Genomic DNA, 23647 nt, shown 5'->3' with positions numbered 1-23647 from the left:
GGCTCAGCCGGCTGTGGTGACCGGCGTACCCGGCTGTGATGGCGGGTCTCAGCCGCCTGTGGTGTCACGGGGCATCACACGGTCCGCTCCGGGTCCGACGCACCCGCGCTCACGACAACCCGGCCGGGCCCGCTGCGCGGCCCCACCACGCGAAGAGTAAGCAGTAAGACGACGCCGCGTATCCGCCGACGAGGGAGACCCATGCTCGACCTGACCGCCCTGTCCGTCCCGATCGTCGGAGCGCCGATGGCCGGCGGACCGTCCACTCCCGCGCTGACCGCCGCGGTCAGCGCCGCCGGCGGTTTCGGGATCCTGGCCGGCGCCTATCTCTCCCCGGACCAGCTGCGCGAGCAGATCGCCGCGGTGCGCGACCGCACCGACGCGCCGTTCGGGGTCAATCTCTTCGTCCCCGAGGAGATTCCGTTCGACGCCGCGGCGTTCGACGCCTACCGCGAGGCCCTGCTGCCGCTCGCCGCCCGGTACGGCGCCGAGCTGCCCGAGCACGTCGACTACAGCGACGACCGGTTCGACGCCAAGATCGGCGTACTGCTCGACGAGGGGGTCGCCGCCGTCTCATTCACCTTCGGAGTGCCCGAGCCCGCCGTCTTCGCCGCCTTCACCGAGCGCGCTGTCGCGACGATCGCGACCGTCACCGGGCCGCTCGAAGCGGAGATCGCGGTCGCCGCCGGGGCCACCGCGCTCTGCGCCCAGGGGGTGGAGGCGGGCGGGCATCGCGGCACCTTCCACATCAGCAACGAGGACCGCGAGAGCGGCGTGCTCGACCTGATCGGCCAGGTCACCGGGCTCGGCGTGCCGGTGATCGGTACGGGCGGGGTCGGCGGCCGCGACGACGTCGCCGCGATGCTCGACGCCGGGGCGATCGCCGCCCAGGCCGGCACGGCATTCCTGCGCACCCCGGAGGCCGGTACCCGGCAAGCCCACCGGGACGCCCTCACCGACCCGCGGTTCACCGAGACGGCCACCACCCGGGCCTATTCGGGCCGCCTCGCGCGGGGCCTGGTCAACGACTTCATTCGCGACTTCACCGAGGCCGCTCCCCCCGTCTACCCGCAGATCAACACCCTCACCGGTCCGCTGCGCAAGGCCGCCGCCCACGACCCGCAGGTGATCAACCTGTGGGCAGGCACCGGTTGGCGCGGCGCTCGGGAGACCGGTGCCGCCGACGTCGTCGCCGCCCTCGACCCGCGCTGATCAGCGCCGGGCGACCAGGTCCCGGCAGATCTGCACGTGCCCGGTGTGCTGGGTCAGCTCGCGCAGCAGGTGGATTACCACGAACTCCGGGGTCGACGACGCGGCGTCCGCGCGGGTCGACGAGATGCCCCGCGGGTTCGCGATCCCCTCGGTCAGCGCGAGGTCCAGGTAGCGCGGCAGCCGGTCACGCATCCGGTCGAGCAGAGCGCGCGCCTGCGCGACAGTGCCGGTCGCGGTGAACTCGGCCGCGCGGTCCCGCGGAAGATGTTCACCGGCCACCAGATTCCCGCCCCAGTCGGCGATCACGCCGTCGAGGTGCGTCACCAGCGCGAACACCGAGTTCACCGTGCCCGGCAGCGGGGTGGCGTTCACCGTCTCGTCGTCGCAGTCGTCGAGCGCCGCGGCGATCGCGCCGAAGGTCTCCTCGGCGACGGTGCGGCACGCGTCCTCGAGCGGCCCGGCCATCTCAGTCCTCGAGGAGGCTGCGGCGCAGTTTCTCGTCCTTCTCCAGGACCAGCGCCTCCAGGTCGGCCTGGAACTCGGCCATCGCGGCGCGCAGGCGCTCGTCGGAGGCGCCGAGGATCCGGACCGCGAGCAGACCCGCGTTCCGGGCGCCGCCGATCGAGACCGTCGCCACCGGAACACCGGCCGGCATCTGGACGATCGACAGCAGCGAGTCCATGCCGTCGAGATACTTCAGCGGCACCGGGACACCGATCACCGGCAGCGGGGTCGCCGCGGCGACCATGCCCGGCAGGTGGGCGGCGCCGCCCGCACCGGCGATGATCACCTGCACGCCGCGGTCGGCGGCACCGCGGGCGTAGTCGATCATCCGCTGCGGGGTGCGGTGCGCGGACACCACGCCCACCTCGAAGGGCACGCCGAACTCGGCCAGCGCCTCGGCGGCCAGTGTCATCACCGGCCAGTCCGAGTCGCTGCCCATGATCAGGCCGACACGCGGTGCGGGGGTCATCTGTTCTCCTTAAGCGTCGTGGCCGGGACGGTCGTCGGCGCGGTGATCCCAGCCGTCGGTCCACACGCCGTGGCTCATCCAGTGGGCGGCCCGCTCGGCCCGCTCACGCACGTCGTCGCGGGACTGCCCGGGCCGCGACACGATGTTGACGTGGCCCACCTTGCGGTCGGGCCGCTCGGACTTGCCGTACAGGTGCACCTTGGCCTCCGGCAACCGGGCCATCAGGTGATGCAGCCGCTCGTCCATGCTCATCTCGGGGGCCTGCGCGGCACCCAGGATGTTCGCCATCACCACCGTCTCCGCGGTCGCCGAGGTGTCGCCGAGCGGATAGTCGAGGACCGCGCGCAGGTGCTGTTCGAACTGCGAGGTCACACAGCCGTCCATGGTCCAGTGACCGCTGTTGTGCGGGCGCATCGCCAGTTCGTTGACCACCAGCTCACCGCCGGTGGTCTCGAACAGCTCCATCGCCATGTTCCCCACGACCCCCAGCTCGGCGGCCAGTTCCAGCGCCATCCGCTGCGCCCGGGCGGCTGTCTCGGGATCCAGGTCCGGCGCGGGTGCCAGCACGACGGCGCACTGACCGTGCCGCTGGATGGTCTCCACCACCGGCCACGCCGCGCCCTGCCCGTACGGGCTGCGCGCCACCATGGCCGACAGTTCACGGGCCATCGAGACCTTCTGCTCGGCCATCAGCACCGTGTCGCCGCCGCGGGCGCCGTCGAAGACCTCCAGCGCGGCGGCCTCGTCACCGTCGATCAGCCAGACGCCGCGGCCGTCGTACCCGCCGCGGACGGCTTTGAGGACGATCTGCCAGTCGTGCGCGGCGCCGAACGCGAGCAGGGCCGCGCGGGCCTGCTCCGGGTCGCCGGACAGGTCGGCGAAGTCGGGCACCGGCAGGCCGAGCGCCGCCAGCCGGCGGCGCATCTCGAGCTTGTCCTGCGCGTACCGCAGCGCCGCCGACGGCGGCCGGACGGCCACCCCCCGCTCCTCCAGCGCCTCCAGGTGCGCCAGCGGCACGCCCTCGTGGTCGAAGGTGAGAGCGACGGCGCCTTCGGCGGCGCGCAGCAGGTCGTCGAACGAGTCGTGCGAGCCGAGGACCACATCGGCGCTGACCGCCGCGGCCGGTTCACCGGGTGAACCGGCGAGCACACGCAGGCACTGGCCGAGCGCGATCGCGGCCTGATGGGTCATCCGGGCGAGCTGTCCGCCGCCGATCATGGTCACGGTCGGCATGCCCCCGGTGGACGGTCCGGGGCGGGCGGGGTCGGGACGCGAGATCACGGGCTCAATCCTGACATGAACCGTGCCCGCGCCCGGCATCGCCCGAGATGTCCGACCGGCGATTCCCTCACATCCGCGCGTCGCGATTCCGGCCCCCTGCGTCTGATTACGTACACTCAGAACTTGTGCCATCCATCGACGGGCTCGTCTCCCAGCTCCCCGGGCCCCTGCATCGGTTGGTGATCAAGCACAGCGAGCTCATCAAGTTCGCGATCGTCGGCGGCTCCACCTTCGTCGTCGACCTGGTGATCTACTACGCGCTCGCGTTCACCGTGCTCGACGCCAAGCCGACCATCGCCAAGATCATCTCCGGCGTGGTCGCCACCATCGCCAGCTACATCCTGAACAGCGAATGGGCGTTCAAGAACCGCGGCGGCCGGGCGCGGCACCACGAGGCGCTGCTGTTCTTCGTGATCAGCGGGATCGGCGTGCTCATCGCGGCCGCGCCGCTCTGGCTGGCCAACAACGTGTTCGACATGCGCCACAACATGAGCGGTGTGGAACTCGCGATCGTCGACTTCCTGCTGGCCTTCATCATCGGCAACATCGCCCAGATGGCGTTCCGGTTCTGGGCGCTGCGCCGTTTCGCGTTCCCGGAGGAGCAGGGGCCCGGCGGTCACGGCGGGTCCGCCGACGCCGAGCCGACGCCGGAGGAACTCATCGATGAGGAACTCGGTCACGCCTGACGGCGTCCCCGCCCGCCTCGTCGTCTGACGGCGCACCCGCCCGGACCGGGACGACGACGGAGAACACCGCGGGCCGCCGCGACGCCAGATCGAGGCGGCCGCCGTCGGCCTCCACCAGCGCCCGCGCCAGCGACAAGCCCACCCCCGTGCTGGTCCCACCGGAGAAACCGCGCCGGAAGATGTCCGGGGCGATCGCATCGGCCACCCCGCGTCCCGCATCGCTCACCGTGATGCGGACGACGTCGGCCGAGCCGAGATCGTCGACGCGCACGGTCACCACGCCGCCGCCGTGCCGCAGCGCGTTGTCGAGCAGGGCGCTCAGCGCCTCGCGGAGCCGTCCCGGGCGCCCGGAAACCGGTCTCGGCTGCTCCTCGATCCGGGTGACGAGCACGCGGCCGGCCGCCTCGAACTGCGCTTCGTAGTCGTCGGCCAGGGCCGTCACCACGGCGACGACGTCGATCTCGGTCCGCACGCCGCTCTCCGCCCGCGACGCCGACACCAGCTCGTCGAGTTCGGAGGCCAGCCGTTCCACCTGCGCCACTCCCGCCTGCGCCTCGGTGACGACGTCCGGATCGGGGTGCAGGGTCAGTTCGTCGAGCCGCAGGCCGATCGCGGTCAGCCGGCTGCGCAGCTGGTGGGAGACGTCGCCGATGATCTGTCCCTCGCGTTCGAGCCGTCGGGTGATCTCGGCGTTCGCCTCGGAGAGCGCCTCGGAGACGCGGTCGAGTTCGTCGATCCCGTAGCGCGGCCAGGCCGTGGAGAGATCGCCGCGCGCCATCGCGGCGGCGCGCCCGGCCACCCGGGTCAGCGGTTCGGTCAGCCGGCGCGCGGTGACGGTGGCCACCAGCGCCCCGCCACCCACCGACGCGGCGATCACCACCACCAGCACGGTCACCGCCAGCCACTGACTCGGGCGCACGTCGCTGGCCGGGATCGACAGGGTGAGGGTGTAGCCGGAACCCAGGGTGACCGACTCGGACAACCGGTCGGCGGGCAGCGGCTCGCCCAGCTCCTGCGTGCCCGTCGGGCCGTGCAGCGTGAGGGTGCCGGTGCGCGGGACCAGCAGCCGGAAGTCGTCCAGGTGCACCTCTTCCGGCCCGGTGATGGCGCCCGCCGCCTCCTCGGCCAGCACGTCCTCGTACATCGTCTTGAGCCGATTGGAGAGATCCTCGTGCGCGGTGGTGGAGATCCACGACCAGGTCACGATGGTCAGTGGCACGCCGAGCAGCACCGCCATCGCGAGCAGCGAGACGATCATCGTCCGGAGAATGCGCTGGCGCATGGGCTACGGGTCGAACCGGAAGCCGACGCCGCGCACCGTGGCGATGTGCTTCGGGCGGCTGGGCTGGTCGTCACCGAGTTTCCGGCGGACCCACGAGATGTGCATGTCGAGGGTCTTCGACGACCGCAGATCGGTCGAGCCCCACACCTCGGTCATGATCTCGTCGCGCGTGCGGACCTGGCCGGGGGTCTCCATCAGGAAGCGCAGCAGGTCGAACTCGCGGTTGGCGAAGGTCAGTTCGGCGCCGTCGACGACGACGCGGCGCGCGCGGACGTCGAGCTGGATGTCACCGCTGTCGAGCACCACCTCGTCGTCGCCGATGCTGCGCCGCAGCAGAGCGCGCACCCGCGCCAGCAGCTCGGCGAGCCGGAAGGGTTTGCCGACGTAATCGTCGGCGCCGGCATCGAGGCCGACCACGAAATCCACCTCGTCGGTGCGGGCGGTCAGCATCAGCACCGCGAGCTGCGGACGCTCGTCACGGATGCGGCGGCACACCTCCAGCCCGTCCATCCCGGGCAGCCCGAGGTCGAGGATCACCAGCGAATACGCACCGGACAGCGCGGCGTCGAGGGCCTCCGGTCCGGTCGCGGCGACGGTGCAGTCGTTGCCCTCGCGGATCAGGGCGCGGGCCAGCGGTTCGGCGATCGCCGGATCGTCCTCGGCCAGCAGGACCGCGCGGCCGGGCGTCATCGCCGGCTCCGATCGCCGTCACGCCGGTCCCCATCACCGCGGCGATCCCAGTCACCGCGGCGATCCCAATCACTGCGGCGATCCCAGTCCTCGTCGTCGACGTGGTCCAGCAGCCGCTCGTACAGCAGCGCGTGCACCGACTCGACCCGCGGGATCGCGACGAAGGTCAGCGGATCATCGGACGCGGACTGGATCTGCAGCGACCCGGTGCGCAGGATCCGGTCGAGCAGTCCGTGCGAGAACTCGACGGTGTTGATGCGGCCGATCGGGATGTCGATCCCGGAGCGGGTGAGGATGCCGTTGCGGTAGATCACCCGGCGATCGGTCACCACGAAGTGGGTGGTGGCCCAGGCGGCGAGCGGCCGGGCGAGCCACCAGAAGGCGCCCAGCCCCCACACCACGCCGATCGCGACGGTGGCCCACGTGCGCGCGGGACCCGGGCCGGCTGAGTTCCACAGCAGCCCGAGCAGCAGTCCGGCGACCGCGGTGAGCAGCCAGAACAAGAGCACCGGCGCCACCAGGCTCTTCCAGTGCGGATGCCGGTAGACCAGCACGGTCTCGCCGGGCGCGAGGTTCTCCCGCGGATATGCCATGGATGCCAGCGTAGTCATCACCGGGTAAAAGACGCCTGAGACGCCAGTACACTGGGCGGCCAGGACACCGGCGCGCAAACGCCGAGACACCGACCAGAGATGCAGGGGACGTGATGACCTACTCCGATCCGCAGGATCCGCGACGCCGCCCGCCGCAGACGCGGGCGTACAGCCAGGACTCCGGATACACCGACCCCCGCTACACGCAGAGTCAGCCCGCCTACGACCCGCAGGGCTATCCCCAGACCGGGTACAGCCAGTCCGGCTACCCGCAGTCCGGCGCCCCGGCGAAACCGTCCCGGCAGGGACCGGACATCGACCCGCTGCTGTACTCCGGCGGCGTGTTCATGACCGGCGTCGTCACCGGCCTGGCCGGCTGGCTGGTCGCGTGGATCATCGGCCTCATCGCCCGCGGGGTGAACGCCACCGGGCATTTCGGCTGGTGGAGTCCCCTCGATCCGGGCGGCGAGTACTGGTACGCGATCGTCGGCTTCGTCGCGGCCCTGCTCGGCGGCGCGCTCTGGTTCGTCCTGACCCTGGTCACCCCGACCCCGAACAGCTTCTACCGGTGGATCGTCGGCCTGCTGATCGTCGCCGCGTTCGTGGTGCCGCTCGCCACCCAGAGCGACATCTGGAGCGGTCTGGTGACCGGCATCCTGCAGGTCTGCATCGGTCTGCCGATCCTGTCCCTGATCCCGACGATGGGCGACCGCAGCCGCCGGACCGCATCGCCCGCCCGGTAGCCGTCAGGCCGGACGCAGATGGGTGACGTCGCCGGCCGACGCGCTCACCGGTCCCGCCGGTCCCTCCACCACGATGCGGCCCTCGTCGTCGACGTCGATCGCGCGGCCGATCACCTCCCGGTCGCCGGGCAGCACCAGCCGCACCCGCTTGCCGAGGGTCGCCGAAGCCGCCCGGTAGTCGGCGGCCAGCGCGGTCAGGTCCGACGGCCAGCGCGCGAGCAGATCCGAGAGCGCCCGCAGATAGGCGATCGCCACGGCGGTCGGGTCGGGGACGTCACCGGTGAGGCTCCGCAGGCAGGCCGCCGTCTCGATCGGCGGCCGCGCCGCGGTCAGGTCGAGGTTCAGGCCGGTGCCGATCACCGCGATGCCGCCGCCGTCCGGATGCCCGGACGGCGCGAACTCGCACAGGATTCCGGACAGCTTCTTGCCCTCCCCGGGTACCCCGGACGGGACGAGGACGTCGTTCGGCCACTTGAGGTCCGGACGGATTCCGGTGATCTCACCGACCGCGGCGCGCACGGCCAGGCCGGTCAGCAGGCTCAGCCAGCCGACCGCTGCGGCATCGCCCGCGGTGACCGGGACCGCCGCGGAGACGGCGAGCTGGCCGGGCGGGGTCTGCCACACGCGGGTATGCCGTCCGCGGCCGGTGCGCTGGTGCCCGGCGATCAGGACGGTGCCGGCGATCCCCGGTTCACCGGCGCGGGCCACCAGATCGGCGTTGGTGGAGCCGGTCTCGGCGATCACGTGGACGTCGTGCCAGCGCGTACCGGCCAGAGATCCGGTCAGGGTGGCGATGTCGGGCAGCGGCGGAACGGTCACGACATCCACCCTAGTAACGCCGCCGCCCTACCCGCCGGTACCCGTGTCGGTTGCCGACGGCCGCGGCGACGTCGTTAGCATGGGTGTCCATGACGACTGCTCGCCGCGACGATGACGCCGCCCCCGACATCCACACGACGGCCGGCAAACTGGCCGATCTGCGCAACCGACTCGCCGATGCCGAGCATCCGGTGGGTGAGGCCGCCGTCGAGCGGGTCCACGCCAAGGGCAAGCTGACCGCGCGCGAGCGCATCACCCACCTGCTGGACGAGGGCTCGTTCGTCGAACTCGACGCCCTCGCGCGGCACCGCAGCACCAACTTCGGCCTCGCCGAGAAGCGCCCGCTCGGCGACGGTGTGGTGGTCGGCTACGGCACGGTCGACGGCCGCGAGGTCTGCGTGTTCAGCCAGGACGCGACCGTGTTCGGCGGCAGCCTCGGTGAGGTCTACGGCGAGAAGATCTGCAAGGTGATGGATCTGGCCATCAAGACCGGCCGCCCGCTGGTCGGCATCAACGAAGGCGCCGGCGCCCGCATCCAGGAAGGCGTGGTCTCCCTCGGCCTGTACGCCGAGATCTTCCACCGCAACGTCAAGGCGTCCGGCGTGATCCCGCAGATCTCGCTGATCATGGGTGCCGCGGCCGGCGGCCACGTCTACTCCCCCGCGCTCACCGACTTCACCGTGATGGTCGACAAGACCAGCCAGATGTTCGTCACCGGGCCCGACGTGATCAAGACGGTCACCGGCGAGGACGTGACGATGGAGGATCTGGGCGGCGCCCACACCCACATGACCAAGTCGGGTGTCGCGCACTATGTCGCCACCGATGAGGAAGACGCCCTCGAGTACGTCAAGGAACTCCTCAGCTACCTGCCGAGCAACAACCGCGCCGAGGCGCCGCGCCTGCCCGCCCCGGCCCAGTACGGCTCCATCGAGGACAACGTCACCGAGGAGGACCTCGAGCTCGACACGCTGATCCCGGATTCGCCGAATCAGCCGTACGACATGCACGAGGTGATCCGCCGTCTCCTGGACGACGACGAGTTCTGCGAGGTCCAGGCCGAGCGCGCGATGAACATCATCGTCGGCTTCGGCCGGGTCGACGGCCGCAGCGTCGGTATCGTCGCCAACCAGCCCACCCAGTTCGCCGGCTGCCTGGACATCGACGCCTCCGAGAAGGCCGCCCGCTTCGTCCGCACCTGCGACGCCTTCAACATCCCGATCATCACGCTGGTCGACGTCCCCGGCTTCCTGCCCGGCACCGACCAGGAGTACAACGGCATCATCCGCCGCGGCGCCAAGCTGCTGTACGCCTACGGCGAGGCCACCGTCGGCAAGATCACCGTCATCACCCGCAAGGCCTATGGCGGCGCCTACGACGTGATGGGCTCCAAGCACATGGGTGCCGACGTGAACCTGGCCTGGCCGACCGCGCAGATCGCCGTGATGGGCGCCTCCGGCGCGGTGGGCTTCGTCTACCGCGGCCGCCTCAAGGAGGCGGAGGCGAACGGCGAGGACGTCGACGCGCTGCGCCTGGAACTCCAGCAGGAGTACGAGGACACCCTGGTCAACCCGTACGTCGCCGCCGAGCGCGGCTACGTCGACGCGGTGATCCCGCCGAGCCATACCCGCGGCCAGATCGCCACCGCGCTGCGCCTGCTCGAACGTAAATTCGTGCAGTTGCCGCCCAAGAAGCACGGGAACATCCCGCTGTGAGCGCCGACGAGGAGCAGCCCTTCCTGACCGTCGTCAAGGGTGCCCCGACCGACGAGGAGCTGGCCGCGCTGGTGACCGTCCTGTCGGCCGCGGCGTCGTCCGGTGGGGGCCCGGCGGCGGCCGGCCCGATCAACCGCTGGGGACGGCCGACGGATCTGCACCGCCCGGCGTGGGGTATGCCGACCAGCTACATCCACGGTTGAGGTGACCCGGGTTCTGCTCGGGTCGGCGTCCCCGGCCCGCCGCGGCGTGCTGCGGGCCGCCGGGATCGATCCGCTGGTGCTGGTGTCCGATCTCGACGAGGACGCCCTGATCGCCGGACTGGCCGGTCACGCTCCCGAGGCGGTCGTGACCGAGCTGGCGAAGGCCAAGGGCGGCGCGATCGTCGCGCAGGTGCTGGCCTCGGCGGATCCGGACATCGCCGCCGTCGCCGACGACGGCGTGATCCTCACCTGCGACTCGATGCTGCTGATCGACGGCGAGCTGACCGGCAAACCGAAGACCCCCGAGGTCGCCCGTGAACGCTGGCGGCGCATGCGCGGCACCACCGGCCGGCTGCTGACCGGCCATTGCGTCACCCGGATGACCGGCGGCACCGTCGCGCGCGCGGCGTCCGGCACCAGATCCACGCGGGTGCACTTCTCCGACGTCTCCGACCAGACCATCGACGCCTATGTCGCCACCGGCGAACCGCTCCAGGTCGCGGGCGCCTTCACCCTCGACGGCCTCGGCGGCTGGCTGCTCGACGGCATCGACGGCGACCCGTCGAGCGTGATCGGCATCAGCCTCCCGCTGACCCGCGATCTGCTGGCCGACGTCGGCGTCGACGTCACGAGCCTGTGGCTGCCGGAGGCGAGTGAGACACTCCGGTCATGATCGGAGAACCCCTTTCCCCGCGCCTGGACCCCGAGCTGCGCCGCGAGTTGCTGTCCGAGGGCGCGGTCTTCACCAGCACGTGGCCGGTCCGCGGCGACGACATCAGTCACGACCGTCGGCTCAAGTTCGACGGCGTGGCCCGGTGCCTGCAGGACGTCGGTCAGGATCACCTGGCGCACATCGGTCACCTGGAGATCCATCCGCACTGGGTGTTACGCCGCACCGTGATCGAGATGCACGCACTCGGCGAGCAGCCGGACCAGCTGACCGCCGAGCGCTGGGCCGCGCAGGCCGGCTCCCGCTGGTTCACCGCACGGATCGACATCGACGGCGAACGCGGCACACGGATCGCCACCGAGGGCTTCTGGATCAACTTCAACGTCGACACGCTCACCCCGTCCGCGCTGAGCGACACCTTCCGGCGCCGGATCGGCGGCGACGCGGTGCCCGGGCGGCTGCGCTGGAAGAAATGGCTCGATCCGGTGCCGCACCCCGATGCCGTGCCGGTGCCGTTCCTGCTGCGCGTCTGCGATCTGGACCTCATCGAGCACGTCAACAACGCCGTGTACTGGACGGCGCTGGAGGAGGCCCTCGCCACTCAGGCCGACCTGCGCGAGCGGTTGCCGCTGCGGGCCGTGGTCGAACACGACTCGCCCCTGCAGCTGGCGGATGCGCCGCGGCTGCTGGCGCACCGCGACGGCGATGTGCTTTCGGTCTGGCTGATGGCCGGTGAGCGCACCGCGGCCACGATGTCCGTCGAGGCGCTGCCCGTGTCGCCGTAAGGTCTGCCTACGCCGAGCCCAGCGCCTGCGGCCAGTACTTCTTCAAGCACGTCACCGGGGCGGAGTCACCGGTCACGCCGAAGCCGCGGCTGATCGCCGAGACCCGCGCCGGGATGGAACCGTGCCCCATCCCGTTCACCGGGTCGGCGACGCTCGCCATCAGCACCACCGCCTGGCCGATCTCCTTCACCGACAGCTCGTCTCGGCGATACACCGTCGCCAGCCAGTTCCCGGCGAAGCAGTCGGCCAGCAACTCCGTGTCGTCCCCGGTCGGATACTGCTCGGGGGTCATGCCGTAGGCGTCGGCCATCCGGTACATCACGTTGTGCCCGTATTCGTGCGCGACGATGGTCGACGCGCTGAAGTCGCCGAGCAGGAAGCCGCGCTGGCCCATCAGCTTGCCGTCCCAGATGTCGGCGAAGGTCTGCACCGGCAGGATCACCGATCCGGTGCGCGGATGCCCGGCGCCGTCCTTCTGCGTGTCCTTCGGGCAGAAGAAGGCGTTCGGGAAGTCGCTGTCGACCGCGACGGTCTTCCCGTCCTCGTCGGTGCACTCGCTGGTGAACGTGTCGCTGCCGGAGATCAGCACCCGGCCCGGCGTCACCCGGGTGATGTTCAGCTGCGTGAACCAGGCGGGCCAGACGGTGTCGAGGTCGTCGAGCACGGTCGTCAGATACTTGGGCACGGTCGACGCGGCGTTCTCGTCGGTCACCCCGCTCGGCCCGATCCGTCCCGCCGGGTCGGCCAGCGCCGGACAGTCGTCGACGGTGCAGTGCTTGGGCGGGGCCGTCGGCGTCGGCTCCGGTTCCCCGCGGTGCTTGGCCGCCGGGGAGCATCCCGCCAGGGCGGCGGCGATCGCCACGATGAGGACGACCAGTGCGACGACGGGACGGCGCCCGTTCTGCGGTGAAGGCATGTGCGGAAAAGTACCAAGCCCGCGCGACTCGCACGCACGTAACCACCCCTGCGCCCCGGCGGGGTCTCCGGTCCCGCCGTATGCTGAAAGCCATCGGCGCCCGCCCCGGGGGCGTCCCCGGCGATCAGGAGCTCTCCCGTGACAGTCGAACTCGATCCGAACCCGGCGTTCGCGTCGTACGCACATCCCGAGCGCCTGGTCAGCACCGAATGGCTGTCCGCGCATCTCGGCGCGCCGGGCCTGAAGATCGTCGAGTCCGACGAGGACGTGCTGCTGTACGACATCGGGCACATCCCGACCGCCCAGAAGATCGACTGGCACCTGCACCTGAACAATCCGGTGACCCGCGATTACATCGACGGTGAGGCCTTCGCCGAACTGATGCGCAGCAAGGGCATCGAGCGCGACGACACCATCGTGATCTACGGCGACAAGAACAACTGGTGGGCCGCGTACGCGCTCTGGGTGTTCACCCTCTTCGGCCACGAAGACGTCCGGCTGCTCGACGGCGGCCGCACCGCCTGGATGGACGAGCAGCGTGAGACGTCGTTCGACGTCCCCGAGTACCCGCGCAGCGACTACCCGGTGATCGAGCGCGACGACACGCGTATCCGGGCGTTCGCCGACGAGGTGCGCGCCGCCATCGGCACCCAGCCGCTGGTCGACGTCCGCTCCCCCGAGGAGTACACCGGCGCCCGCACCCACATGCCCGACTACCCGGAGGAGGGCGCCCTCCGCGGCGGCCACATCCCCACCGCGGTCTCCATCCCGTGGGCCAAGGCGGCCGCCCCGGATGCCCGGTTCCGCTCGCGGCCCGAGCTCGAGGAGATCTACACCGACCTCGATCCGGCCACGCCGACCATCGCGTACTGCCGCATCGGCGAGCGTTCCAGCCATACCTGGTTCGTGCTCACGTACCTGCTCGGCTTCGACGCCGTCCGCAACTACGACGGGTCGTGGACCGAGTGGGGCAACGCGGTCCGCGCACCGATCGCCGTGGGCGACGAGCCCGGCACGCTGAACGGCTAGCCTCACCGCGATGACCCTGACACCAGCCCTGCAGGAGATCGTCGACGATTTCACCGCGCTCGGCGACGCCGACCGCACCACTCTCCTCCTGGAGTTCGCCGACGACCTCCCCGCACTTCCCGAGCACCTGCACGCCGATGCCATGGAGCCGGTCCCGGAGTGCCAGTCGCCGATCTTCCTGTCGGTCGACGCCGCCGACCCCGACGCGGTGCGCCTGTATTTCAGCGCGCCGCGGGAGGCGCCCACGACCCGCGGTTTCGCGTCGATCCTGCACACCGGGCTCGACGGCGCCCCGGCCGCGGCGATCCTGGACACCCCCGCCGACTTCGTGAACAGTTTGCAGCTCGCATCCATCATCTCCCCGCTGCGCCTGCGCGGGATGACCGGCATGCTGGCCCGGATTCAGCGTCAGGTGACCGAGCAGACCCGCTCCGGCGGGGCGTAGCCGGGGCCCGTCGCACCGCCGACATGGAATTTCTGCAGATCCTGGACTCGGACATCCGGCCGGGCGGACTCATCGAGTGGATCCCGGCGGCACCCGGCGGACTGGGCGCGTGGCATCGTGACCCGCGCGGCACGTCCCACAATCACGAACAGCATCTCCGCTCGGCGCACGACTACCGGCGCGCCACCCGGCGTGAGGGCGGCCGCGAGGCCTGGCTGGGCCTGGCCGTCGAGTTCGATCAGCAGATCGACTTCCCGGCGGTGCAGGGCGCGCTCCTCGCCTGGATCAACCGGCACGAGGTGCTCCGCACGCACGTCCGCCTCGACGGCCCCGACGTCGCCCGGTACACCACCGATCCCGGGACGGTGCTGCTGCGGCGGAGCCGGATCGGCTGGTATCACGATCCCCGGCTGCTGATCGAGCAGATCGCCGGCTCCTTCGACCGCGCCACCACGCCGATGCACTGGCCGGCGTACCGCTTCGCGACCGTCGCCCGGGCGGGCAGTTTCACGCTCTTCTTCGCCGCCGATCATTCGCTGGTCGACGGCTATTCGCTGGTCAACGCCCAATACGAGCTGCGCGAGCTGTACCAGGCCGCGCGCGAGCGCCGCCCCGCGGCGCTGCCGCCGACGGGCAGCTACGTCGATTTCTCCAGCTCCGAGCGAACCGCCGCCGACGCCGCCGACGACCGGCATCCGGCGGTGGCCGTCTGGCGGGAGTTCCTCGGCGGCGCCGACCGGCTGCCCCCGTTCGGTATCCTGTCCGCGCCGCCCACCGGCGCCGGGCCGCCGCCCGCGCAGCACTCGCACACCACACTGCTTCTCGACGACGACGCCACCCGCGCGCTGACCGACCGCGCCACCGCGCTGGGCGGCTCCCTGATCGGCGCACTGCTGGCCGTGGCGGCACTCGTCTACCACCGCCACGGCGGCCGTCGTTTCACCACTCTGATGCCCCGGCACACCCGACACCACGTGGAGTTCCACGGCGCGCTCGGCTGGTTCGTCGCGCTGGCGCCGATCAGCGTCGACGTGTCCGACGACCCCGATTTCGCGCTCGCCCTGGAACGGACGATGGTGTCGCTCGACCGCGCCCGCGAGGGCGCGTCGTTGCCGATGCTGCGGCTGGCCGAGCTGATCGGGATCCCGCCGGAACCGAAGTTCGTCGTCTCGTTCATGGACACCCGCGGCGTCCCGGGGGCCGTCGAGGCCGACGCCGGGGCCGCGGTGGCGCTCCGCAGTCACACCTACGCCGACGACGAGGTGTACGTCTGGTTCAACCGCACCCCCGGCGGCCTGCGGCTGCACAGCCGGTTCCCGGCCGGCGGCGACGGCCCCGGCGAGGCCGGGCTGGCCGCGTTCCTCAACGAGTTCGCGCGCCTACTCGCGAGTATCGCCGCGGGCGGCTGAGCACCGGGATCGTCGCTGCGCGAGCCCCGGAACCTAGCAGGTGCTCGGTGAGTTACTGTGATTCCCGTGTATGCACGGCGCCGAGAATCAGCGGCGCCGTGCCGGACGTCACGCGGCCCCACCGTGGCGGCGGCGCCCGCACCGTATTCGTTGTCCCCGACGACGGCCCGCGTCACCGCGTGAGCCCCAGGCAGGAGAGCCAGTGTCCAAGACCGAGATCCCCCAGAAGACGATCAACAAGGTACTCATCGCCAACCGCGGTGAGATCGCGGTCCGCGTGATCCGGGCGGCTCGGGATGCCGGTATCGCCAGCGTCGCCGTCTACGCCGAGCCCGACGCCGGTGCGCTGTTCGTCGAGCTGGCCGACGAGGCCTTCGCCCTGGGCGGCCAGACCTCGGCCGAGAGCTACCTGGTCTTCGACAAGATCCTCGACGCCGCCGCCCGCTCGGGCGCCGATGCGATCCACCCCGGCTACGGCTTCCTGTCGGAGAACGCCGACTTCGCCCAGGCCGTGCTCGACGCCGGACTCACCTGGATCGGCCCGTCACCGCAGTCCATCCGCGACCTCGGTGACAAGGTGACCGCGCGGCACATCGCCGAGCGGGCGCAGGCCCCGATGGCGGCGGGCACCAAGGACCCGGTCGCCGACGCCGCCGAGGTCGTCGCCTTCGCCGAGCAGTACGGCGTCCCGGTCGCCATCAAGGCCGCGTTCGGCGGCGGCGGCCGCGGGATGAAGGTCGCCCACACCATCGAGGAGATCCCCGAGCTGTTCGAGTCGGCCACCCGCGAGGCCGTCGCCGCCTTCGGCCGCGGCGAGTGCTTCGTCGAGCAGTACCTGGACAAGGCCCGCCACGTGGAGGCCCAGGTGATCGCCGACCAGCACGGCAACGTGATCGTCGCCGGCACCCGCGACTGCTCGCTGCAGCGCCGCTTCCAGAAGCTCGTCGAAGAGGCCCCCGCGCCGTTCCTCACCGACGACCAGCGCGCCCGCATCCACTCCTCCGCCAAGGCCATCTGCCGCGAGGCGCACTACTACGGCGCCGGCACCGTGGAGTACCTGGTGCAGGGCGACACCGTCAGCTTCCTCGAGGTCAACACCCGCCTGCAGGTGGAGCATCCGGTCACCGAGGAGACCGCAGGCATCGACCTGGTACGCCAGCAGTTCCGCATCGCCGAGGGCAAGGCCCTGGAGCTCACCGAGGACCCGGCCCCGCGCGGCCACTCCTTCGAGTTCCGCATCAACGGCGAGGACGCCGGCCGCGGCTTCCTCCCCGCCCCCGGCCCGGTCGCGGTCTACCGCGAGCCGAGCGGCCCGGGCGTGCGCGTCGATTCCGGTGTCCGCCAGGGCGACGTGATCGGCGGCCAGTTCGACTCGATGCTGGCCAAGCTGATCGTCACCGGCGAGAACCGGCAGCAGGCCCTCGAGCGCAGCGCTCGCGCCCTCGCCGAGTTCGAGGTCGACGGCCTCGCCACCGTCATCCCCTTCCACCGCCACATCGTGGAGAACCCGGCGTTCGTCGGTGACGGCGAGTCGTTCGAGGTCTACACCAAGTGGATCGAGACCGACTGGGAGAACCCGATCGAGCCGTACAGCGGCGGCGGCGCGCAGACCGACGACGACGAGGCGCTGCCGCGGCAGAGCGTGGTCGTGGAGGTCGGTGGCCGACGCGTCGAGGTGTCCCTGCCGGGCGACCTGAACCTGTCCGGCGGCAACGGTGGCGGCGACGGCGCGATCCGCCGCAAGCCCAAGTCCCGCTCGCGGACCAAGGGCGGCGCCAAGGCCGCCTCCGGCGACGCCGTGGCGGCACCGATGCAGGGCACCGTGGTCAAGGTCGCCGTCGCCGAGGGCGACACCGTCGCGGCCGGCGACCTGGTGGTGGTGCTGGAGGCCATGAAGATGGAGAACCCGGTCACCGCGCACAAGGACGGCACCGTGACCGGCCTGGCCGTCGAGGCCGGCGCCGCGGTCACCCAGGGCACCGTCCTGCTGGAGATCAAGTAGTCCGCGGCACGGCCGCCTGACACGCACGCGACCGCCCCGGAACCTTCTCGGTTCCGGGGCGGTCGTGTGCGGTACGGCGGTGTCAGGCGGTGATGTTGCTGCTCTGGTTGCTCCAGCCGGGGTGGTGGAACAGTTCCCCGGAGTCGCGGACGAAGACGCTCTGGGCCCGGGCGTCGTCGCGCAGCTGCGCCATCAGCCAGGCCGTGAGGTAGCCGAGGTACCCCGTCACACCGTGGGCGCAGGGCCAGGATGCCTGCCAGCACGTGGGCTTGCCCTGGATGTCGTTGTGGTCGGCACCGTTGAGCGTGGCCCAGACCTTCGCGACCGAATCCGGGGTCGCCTGGTAGAACGCGCTCAGCGATTGCAGACCACCGCCCGACCACGGATTCGGTTCGAACGACGGGGAGATGAATCCGTCTGCCGAGCCGTTCACGTAGAACACCGATCCGCTGCGCAGCCGGCCGGGATCGGTGCAGGTCCCCGGCGAGCAGGACCGCTGGGCCGGCATCTCGATCGGGATCGCGGTCTTGATCGCGCCGTTCGAGTCCATCATCGCGTTGAGCGCGCCGGAGGCGCCCTGCGAGTGCCCGACGGCGGCGATGTCGCTGGTGTCCAGCTTCTGGTAGAAGCGGCTGCCCGGCGTCGAGTTCTGCTTCACCAGGTACGACGCGGCGGCGCGGATGTCGGCACCGCTGTTGGTGAACTCGTTCTGGGTGGCGATCACCACGAAGCCCCACGAGGCGAGGTGCCGCAGCAGGTACGAGTACTTCGAGGTGTCGGCCAGGGTGCCGTTACCCCAGGTGATGATCGGGTGGCGGGCGCCGCGGGCCCCGAGATTCGTCGGGTAGAAGACGTCGAGCTTGCCGCCGCCGGCGTCGCAGCACGAGAATCCGGTGCGCGCGGTCACCTTCCACGGTCCCGGTGCCCGGTAGATCGATTCGATCGGCAGCGAGGTCCGGGTATGCGGTGCGGCGGCCACCTGGCCCATGCCGACGACGGCGATGCAGGCGGCGACGGCCAGCGTCGCGAAGAAGCTGATCAGTAACTGGGCTGTGTGCATTCGTCTCATGCCCATCGAGTGTGGGGACCACCCGCGCAATAACCGAGTACCCAGTCAGGGATGCAATCACTTCGATATAACTACGTTATCTTTTCGTTATCTTTCGCCGACAGATAGTCGATCAAGTTCTCGATATACGCATTGAAGACCGTCGTCAGCTCGACCTCGCCGGGATCGAGCAGCCACTGCAGTTGCAGCCCGTCCAGCGTCGCGACCACCTGGCCGGCGATCGCCGGGATGTCGATGTCGGACCGGAACTCTCCGTTCGCGATGCCGCCCTCGAGCGCGACGACGACATGCGATCGCATGTTGCGGTAGCGGCGAACCGCCCAGTCACGGGCCGGGTGATCCACGGTGACCGACTCCCCGGCGACCACCGTGAACAGGCGCACCAGCTCGGGCACCTGCTCATTCGCCTCGGTCAGTGTCACCAGCCGGCGGAGCGCGTCGGCGCCGTGCAGCGGCAGGTCGTGACCGAATCGGTCCAGGTCGGCCTGGTCGCGATGGGCCAGCGCCGCGGTCAGCAGCGCGTCCTTGTTCGGGAAGTAGTGCCACAATCCCGGCTGCGACAGCCCGCACCGCTCGGCGATCTCGGCCGCCGAGGCGTTCCGGTAACCGTGTTCGGCGAAGACTGCCAGCGCCTCGGAGATGATCTGTTCGCGACGCGCTTCCCCGCGCGCGCGTCTTTGTGGCTGCGGCCTCATGAGCGCGACCTTAGTTCCCGCGCTGCGGATCGGGCAAACACCCGCCGCGGATGGCACAACCCTGTCGTATAATGTCACGAATCAGTAACGAACTTTACCGATCACTTGGTAAATTACTGGTCCGAGGGCACGCTCATTCCAGCCCCGCACCGACCTGGAAGGACCCCGGACATGACCGACACGGTCGACTCCCTGCTCGCCAGCCTGGACCTGCCGGCGAAGATCCTGCTGATCTCCGGTTCCGCCTTCTTCCGGTTCGCCGGGGACCCGGACATCGGCCTGGCCGAGATGCCGGTGTCGGACGGGCCGTCGGGGGTGCGTGGCGAACACTGGGACGAACGCGACTCCTCGGTCAGCCTGCCCTCGGGCACCGCACTCGCCGCGACCTGGGACCGCGAACTGCTGAGCCGCGTCGGCGGACTGATCGCCGCCGAGGCGCGGCGCAAGGACGTCTACGCGGTCCTCGGGCCCACCATCAACCTGCAGCGCTCCCCGATCGGCGGCCGGCATTTCGAATGCCTCTCCGAGGACCCGCTGCTGACCGCCGAGATCGCCGACGCCTACGTGCGCTCCGTGCAGGCGCACGGAGTCAGCGCCTGTCCGAAGCACTACGTGGCCAACGACTCCGAGACCGACCGGTTCACCGTCGACGTCCAGGTCTCGGACCGGGCGCTGCGCGAGGTGTACCTCTATCCCTTCGAGCGCTCGGTCCAGGCCGGCGCGTGGATGCTGATGGCCGCCTACAACGCGGTCAACGGCGCCACGATGACCGAGAACCGGCTGCTCGACGAGCCGCTCAAGGGCGAGTGGGGATTCGACGGCGTGGTCGTGTCCGACTGGTCGGCGATCCGCTCGACCACCGCCGCCGCCGACGGGTGCGACGTCGCCATGCCCGGCCCGGCCCGGCTGTGGGGAGCGCCCCTGCTCGACGCCGTCCGCGCCGGAAGGATCCCGGAGTCCGCGATCGACGACAAGGTCCGCCGCGTCCTGCGCTTCGCCCAGCGGGTCGGCGCACTCGACGATCCGGCTCCGGTTCCCGAGCCGTTCACCGACGCGGCCGCGCAGGGCCTCGTCCGGGAGGCGGCCGCCAAGGCGATGGTGCTGGTCCGCAACGACGGTGTCCTGCCGCTGGCGAATCCGGCCCCGGTCGCACTGCTCGGGCCGGCCGCCGGTGAGCCGCGGTACATGGGCGGCGGCAGCGCGACCGTGATTCCCAGCCACACCAGTTCACCCCTGGACGGGCTGTCCGCGATCCTGCCGGTCACCTATGTCGCGGGCGTCCACGCCGGCGACGAACTGAGCCCGGTGCCGACCGGTCTGCTGACCGATCCCGCGACCGGCCGGTCCGGCCTGTCCGTCCGCTACCTCGACGGCGAGGAGATCCGCACCACCGAGCATCGGACCGCGAGCCGGCTGATGCTGTTCAGCCATCCACCCGCGGCCGGCGTCACCGCCGTCGAGGTGCACGGCCGGCTCCGCGCCGACGTCGCCGGCGACTGGCAGATCGGGGTCGCCGGTGTCGGCGCCGTCACGCTGACCCTGAACGGCGACACCGTGCTCGACGAACTCATCGAGCCCACCGGCAGCGATCCGGCCGAGATCGCCCTCAAGCCGCCGCAGCGCAGCGTCACCCGCGGCCTCGCCGCCGGGGAGGAACTGGACATCGTCGTGCGCACCGCGCCCGACGGCGGCCTCCCTCTCATCGGTGTCACACTGGTCGCCCGCCGGCCCCAGCGCACCGCCGACGAGGAGTTCGCGGCCGCCGTCGAAGCGGCCCGCACCGCGGAGGTGGCGATCGTCGTGGTCGGCACCACCGAGCAGATCGAATCGGAGGGCTTCGACCGCACCGATCTCCGCCTGCCCGGACGGCAGGACGAGCTGGTCGCGGCGGTGGCCGCCGTCAACCCGCGCACCGTGGTGGTGGTGAACTCCGGCTCCCCGGTCGAGATGCCCTGGCGCGACGACGTCGCCGCCATCCTGCTGACCTGGTTCCCCGGTCAGGAGTTCGGCTCCGCGCTGGCCGACGTGCTGACCGGCCTGACCGAACCCGGCGGCCGCCTGCCGAACACCTGGCCGGTGACCATCGCCGACGTGCCCGTGCTGCGCACCGCGCCGGGCGCCGACCAGACACTCGCGTACGACGAGGGCATCCACGTCGGCTACCGCGCGTGGCTGAAGAGCGGCGTGGAGCCGGCCTACCCGTTCGGTCACGGTCTCGGCTACACCAGCTGGCAGCTGCGCGATCTCTCGATCGCCGGGCGCACCGCCGTGGTCCGTATCCGCAACACCGGCCGCCGCAGCGGACGCCAGGTGGTGCAGGCCTATCTGTCCCGGCCGGACAGTGCCGTCGACCGTCCGGTGCGCTGGCTGGCCGGATTCGCCGTCGTCGAGGCGGACGCCGGTGAATCGGCCACCGCGGTCATCGAACTGCCCCAGCGCGCCTTCGAGCATTGGACGGACGATGGCTGGCGCGTCGAACCCGGCGCGTTCCGGCTGCACATCGGCACCTCGGTCGCCGATCTCCCGCTCGTCGCCGACGTTCGGCCCAGCGCCGAGTTCGCGGGGGTGGCACGATGACCGTCCCCGAGACCGGCACCACCGCCGACCGTTTCCCGGCCGCCCCCGGCACCGTCGGACGGGGCCTGCTGCCCCTGCTGTTCCTCGGCAACGCGGCGATGTTCGCGCTGTACATGGGTGTCGGCAGCGTGCTGCTGCCGCTGCAGATCGAGCACATCGACCCGTCCTCGAAGGTCACCAACCTCGGTATCGTCGCCGGTGTCGCGGCGATCTTCGCGACCGTGTGCAATCCGGTGGCCGGCGCGCTGTCGGACCACTCGGGCCGCCGCAACCCGTGGATCCTCGGCGGTGGCCTGGCCGCGATCGCCGCCATGGCGCTACTCGGCAGCGTGCACACCGTCCTGCTCGTCGCCATCGCCTGGTGCCTCGGCCAGGCGACGATGAACGTCTACCAGGCGGCCCTCACCTCGGTGGTGCCCGATCGCGTTCCGCGCAGCCGCCGGGGCGCCGCCTCGGCCGCGGTCGGCCTGGGCATCCCGGTGGGCTCGGCGGTCGGCGTGGTGGTGGCGTCGGCGTTCTCCGAGCACCTGCGGATCGGCTACCTGGTGCTCGGTCTGCTCGTCGCCGCCGCGGCCGTCCTGTTCACCGCCGGTGCCCGCGACGTTCCGCTGCCGCCGCAAGAGCCCACTCCCCTGGGCCGACAGGTCCGGATGTTCCTGGAGGTGCTGCGCGAGCACGACTTCCGGTGGGCCTTCATCGGCCGCGCCTGCCTGGTGCTCGGCTATTTCGCGGTGACCGGCTACCAGCTCTACATCCTGCAGGACCACATCCATCTGCCCGCGGGCCTGAAGCCGGAGCACGCGGTCGCCATCCTGGCCCCGTTGGGCGCCGTCACCATGGCGATCTCCACGGTGACCGGCGGTGTGCTCTCCGACAAGTTCGATCGCCGCAAGGTCTTCGTCGCGGCCGCGGCGGTGCTCGCGGCCATCGCCCTCGTCATCCCGGTGTTCAGCCCGACCTGGCCGGCCATGCTCGTCTTCGCGGCGCTCAACGGGCTCGCCTTCGGCTGCTTCATCGCCGTCGACACCGCCCTGGTGACGATGGTGCTCCCCAAGGCCGAGCACGCCGCCCGCGATCTCGGCGTGCTCAACATCGCCAACGCCGGGCCCCAGATCCTCGCACCCTTCGTCGCGTCCGCCGTCGTGAGCCTCATCGGGTACACCCCGCTGTTCCTCATCGGCGGTGCGCTGGCGATCCTGGGTGCGTTGGCCGTCGCACCCATTCGCTCCGTCCGTTGAGAGGTGCGGACGCAGCGAATGGGTGTTGATGGTCTCGTCCGCTATCGTGCAGATCGTGGACCCCGACCCCGCATCGACCGTGCCGACGACCGCCGTCGAGATCAACGCCGGCGCGTGGTACCTCCGCGCCCTGCGCGCCGATGACCGGCTGTCCGACGTCCCCGCGCTGACCGACCTGGGGATCACCGACCCGGCCGGCTACGTCGACGGGACCGTGCAGCCCGGCGAACCGGACGCGGTCCGCTGCGTCTGGGCGGTGTGCATCCCGACCACCGGTGAACTCGTCGCGCTCATCGGCGTGACCGGAGGGCCCGGCGCCGGAACACTGCGCGGCTGCCATCGAGCGGGGTACGCCGAGGCACTCGCCGCAGCGGCCGATCCGGTCCGGCGTTTCGCCGCCCAGGCCCTCGATCTACCGGCCGGTGAACTCCGCACCGGGGTGCCGTGACCCCCTACCACACAGTTGACCGGCCGGTAACTGTGTCATTCATCGCACCGGACGTGGTTACGTACCGGTAGGCACTACCCGGACGAGCTCGCTCCGCATACCGTGGACTGACCGGTTCCACCGCGATCCGGTGGCTTCCGTGCGCGCGCCAGCCCGCCCGCCGTCCG

The 23647-nt window shown here is 71.1% G+C and carries 24 protein-coding genes; 14 read left to right on the top strand and 10 right to left on the bottom strand.

The window, feature by feature from the left end; translation table 11 throughout:
* Positions 1-201 precede the first annotated feature (201 nt).
* The gene (locus ACSEEN_RS02390) at positions 202-1212 is read left to right on the top strand and encodes an NAD(P)H-dependent flavin oxidoreductase (RefSeq protein ID WP_440712204.1); all 1011 of its coding nucleotides are present in this window, start codon (positions 202-204) and stop codon (positions 1210-1212) included.
* Here the strand turns inward: ACSEEN_RS02390 and ACSEEN_RS02385 are convergent, their stop codons facing one another.
* From ACSEEN_RS02385 to ACSEEN_RS02375, 3 genes are read right to left on the bottom strand one after another with little or no spacing between them, the layout of a single operon-like run.
* Entirely contained in the window at positions 1213-1677 is a 465-nt protein-coding gene (locus ACSEEN_RS02385; RefSeq protein WP_440712203.1) for a mycothiol transferase, read from the bottom strand. It lies immediately after the preceding gene.
* Position 1678: 1 nt separating this feature from the next.
* Positions 1679-2185 carry a 5-(carboxyamino)imidazole ribonucleotide mutase gene (gene purE, locus ACSEEN_RS02380; RefSeq protein ID WP_247867100.1) on the bottom strand — a complete coding sequence of 169 codons (507 nt, stop codon included), beginning with the start codon at positions 2183-2185 and terminating at the stop codon, positions 1679-1681.
* A gap of 9 nt (positions 2186-2194) precedes the next feature.
* Complete coding sequence (locus tag ACSEEN_RS02375; protein ID WP_440712270.1) at positions 2195-3418, bottom strand: 5-(carboxyamino)imidazole ribonucleotide synthase; 1224 nt, start codon at positions 3416-3418, stop codon at positions 2195-2197.
* A gap of 173 nt (positions 3419-3591) precedes the next feature.
* On the opposite strand from ACSEEN_RS02375, the gene ACSEEN_RS02370 reads away from it, so the two are divergent.
* Positions 3592-4152, top strand: a complete 561-nt coding sequence (locus ACSEEN_RS02370) for a GtrA family protein (RefSeq protein ID WP_298446647.1) — start codon at positions 3592-3594, stop codon at positions 4150-4152.
* On the opposite strand, the gene ACSEEN_RS02365 is transcribed toward ACSEEN_RS02370, so the two are convergent.
* The 3 genes from ACSEEN_RS02365 to ACSEEN_RS02355 are packed head-to-tail and all read right to left on the bottom strand — an operon-like array spanning position 4124 to position 6717.
* A complete protein-coding gene (locus tag ACSEEN_RS02365; RefSeq protein ID WP_298446648.1) occupies positions 4124-5434 on the bottom strand; it encodes a sensor histidine kinase in 1311 nt (436 codons plus the stop codon). The two genes, ACSEEN_RS02370 and ACSEEN_RS02365, sit on opposite strands and share 29 nt — an antisense overlap.
* A 3-nt stretch (positions 5435-5437) precedes the next feature.
* Entirely contained in the window at positions 5438-6124 is a 687-nt protein-coding gene (locus ACSEEN_RS02360; RefSeq protein ID WP_247867097.1) for a response regulator transcription factor, read from the bottom strand.
* The gene (locus tag ACSEEN_RS02355; RefSeq protein WP_440712202.1) at positions 6121-6717 is read right to left on the bottom strand and encodes a PH domain-containing protein; all 597 of its coding nucleotides are present in this window, start codon (positions 6715-6717) and stop codon (positions 6121-6123) included. The genes ACSEEN_RS02360 and ACSEEN_RS02355 overlap by 4 nt, the downstream gene beginning before the upstream one ends.
* 113 nt (positions 6718-6830) lie before the next feature.
* On the opposite strand from ACSEEN_RS02355, the gene ACSEEN_RS02350 reads away from it, so the two are divergent.
* A complete protein-coding gene (locus ACSEEN_RS02350; RefSeq protein ID WP_298446649.1) occupies positions 6831-7460 on the top strand; it encodes a hypothetical protein in 630 nt (209 codons plus the stop codon).
* A gap of 3 nt (positions 7461-7463) precedes the next feature.
* Here the strand turns inward: ACSEEN_RS02350 and ACSEEN_RS02345 are convergent, their stop codons facing one another.
* Complete coding sequence (locus ACSEEN_RS02345) at positions 7464-8279, bottom strand: biotin--[acetyl-CoA-carboxylase] ligase (RefSeq protein WP_298446650.1); 816 nt, start codon at positions 8277-8279, stop codon at positions 7464-7466.
* Positions 8280-8368: 89 nt separating this feature from the next.
* On the opposite strand from ACSEEN_RS02345, the gene ACSEEN_RS02340 reads away from it, so the two are divergent.
* Genes ACSEEN_RS02340 through ACSEEN_RS02325 form a run of 4 tightly spaced genes read left to right on the top strand, consistent with a single transcriptional unit; the run spans position 8369 to position 11652 of the window.
* On the top strand, positions 8369-9994 hold the full coding sequence (locus ACSEEN_RS02340) for an acyl-CoA carboxylase subunit beta (RefSeq protein ID WP_298446651.1): 1626 nt from the start codon (positions 8369-8371) through the stop codon (positions 9992-9994).
* A complete protein-coding gene (locus tag ACSEEN_RS02335) occupies positions 9991-10197 on the top strand; it encodes an acyl-CoA carboxylase subunit epsilon (RefSeq protein WP_440712201.1) in 207 nt (68 codons plus the stop codon). Before ACSEEN_RS02340 ends, ACSEEN_RS02335 begins: the two co-directional genes overlap by 4 nt.
* 1 nt (position 10198) lies before the next feature.
* Positions 10199-10870 carry a Maf family protein gene (locus ACSEEN_RS02330; protein WP_440712200.1) on the top strand — a complete coding sequence of 224 codons (672 nt, stop codon included), beginning with the start codon at positions 10199-10201 and terminating at the stop codon, positions 10868-10870.
* Positions 10867-11652 carry an acyl-ACP thioesterase domain-containing protein gene (locus ACSEEN_RS02325; RefSeq protein ID WP_298446654.1) on the top strand — a complete coding sequence of 262 codons (786 nt, stop codon included), beginning with the start codon at positions 10867-10869 and terminating at the stop codon, positions 11650-11652. The genes ACSEEN_RS02330 and ACSEEN_RS02325 overlap by 4 nt, the downstream gene beginning before the upstream one ends.
* A 7-nt stretch (positions 11653-11659) precedes the next feature.
* Here ACSEEN_RS02325 and ACSEEN_RS02320 read toward each other — a convergent pair whose 3' ends face one another.
* Positions 11660-12568 carry a neutral zinc metallopeptidase gene (locus tag ACSEEN_RS02320; protein WP_298446655.1) on the bottom strand — a complete coding sequence of 303 codons (909 nt, stop codon included), beginning with the start codon at positions 12566-12568 and terminating at the stop codon, positions 11660-11662.
* A 138-nt stretch (positions 12569-12706) separates the two neighbouring features.
* On the opposite strand from ACSEEN_RS02320, the gene ACSEEN_RS02315 reads away from it, so the two are divergent.
* The 4 genes from ACSEEN_RS02315 (at position 12707) to ACSEEN_RS02300 (ending at position 17453) form a co-directional block, all read left to right on the top strand.
* A complete protein-coding gene (locus tag ACSEEN_RS02315) occupies positions 12707-13597 on the top strand; it encodes a sulfurtransferase (RefSeq protein ID WP_440712199.1) in 891 nt (296 codons plus the stop codon).
* A 10-nt stretch (positions 13598-13607) separates the two neighbouring features.
* Positions 13608-14042, top strand: a complete 435-nt coding sequence (locus ACSEEN_RS02310) for a SufE family protein (protein ID WP_440712198.1) — start codon at positions 13608-13610, stop codon at positions 14040-14042.
* Positions 14043-14065: 23 nt separating this feature from the next.
* A complete protein-coding gene (locus tag ACSEEN_RS02305) occupies positions 14066-15451 on the top strand; it encodes a condensation domain-containing protein (protein ID WP_440712197.1) in 1386 nt (461 codons plus the stop codon).
* A gap of 202 nt (positions 15452-15653) precedes the next feature.
* On the top strand, positions 15654-17453 hold the full coding sequence (locus ACSEEN_RS02300) for an acetyl/propionyl/methylcrotonyl-CoA carboxylase subunit alpha (protein ID WP_440712196.1): 1800 nt from the start codon (positions 15654-15656) through the stop codon (positions 17451-17453).
* Between the two features lie 82 nt (positions 17454-17535).
* Here the strand turns inward: ACSEEN_RS02300 and ACSEEN_RS02295 are convergent, their stop codons facing one another.
* The gene (locus ACSEEN_RS02295; protein ID WP_440712195.1) at positions 17536-18522 is read right to left on the bottom strand and encodes a poly(ethylene terephthalate) hydrolase family protein; all 987 of its coding nucleotides are present in this window, start codon (positions 18520-18522) and stop codon (positions 17536-17538) included.
* A 71-nt stretch (positions 18523-18593) separates the two neighbouring features.
* Positions 18594-19217 carry a TetR/AcrR family transcriptional regulator gene (locus tag ACSEEN_RS02290; protein ID WP_440712194.1) on the bottom strand — a complete coding sequence of 208 codons (624 nt, stop codon included), beginning with the start codon at positions 19215-19217 and terminating at the stop codon, positions 18594-18596.
* A gap of 171 nt (positions 19218-19388) precedes the next feature.
* On the opposite strand from ACSEEN_RS02290, the gene ACSEEN_RS02285 reads away from it, so the two are divergent.
* Genes ACSEEN_RS02285 through ACSEEN_RS02275 form a run of 3 tightly spaced genes read left to right on the top strand, consistent with a single transcriptional unit; the run spans position 19389 to position 23480 of the window.
* Positions 19389-21794, top strand: a complete 2406-nt coding sequence (locus ACSEEN_RS02285) for a beta-glucosidase (RefSeq protein WP_440712193.1) — start codon at positions 19389-19391, stop codon at positions 21792-21794.
* Complete coding sequence (locus tag ACSEEN_RS02280; protein WP_440712192.1) at positions 21791-23032, top strand: MFS transporter; 1242 nt, start codon at positions 21791-21793, stop codon at positions 23030-23032. Before ACSEEN_RS02285 ends, ACSEEN_RS02280 begins: the two co-directional genes overlap by 4 nt.
* 28 nt (positions 23033-23060) lie before the next feature.
* Positions 23061-23480 carry a hypothetical protein gene (locus tag ACSEEN_RS02275; protein ID WP_440712191.1) on the top strand — a complete coding sequence of 140 codons (420 nt, stop codon included), beginning with the start codon at positions 23061-23063 and terminating at the stop codon, positions 23478-23480.
* Positions 23481-23647 lie beyond the last annotated feature (167 nt).

This window comes from Gordonia marina (assembly GCF_052036135.1).
Taxonomy (GTDB): Bacteria; Actinomycetota; Actinomycetes; order Mycobacteriales; family Mycobacteriaceae; genus Gordonia.
This window is presented reverse-complemented; position numbering and strand designations above follow the sequence as displayed.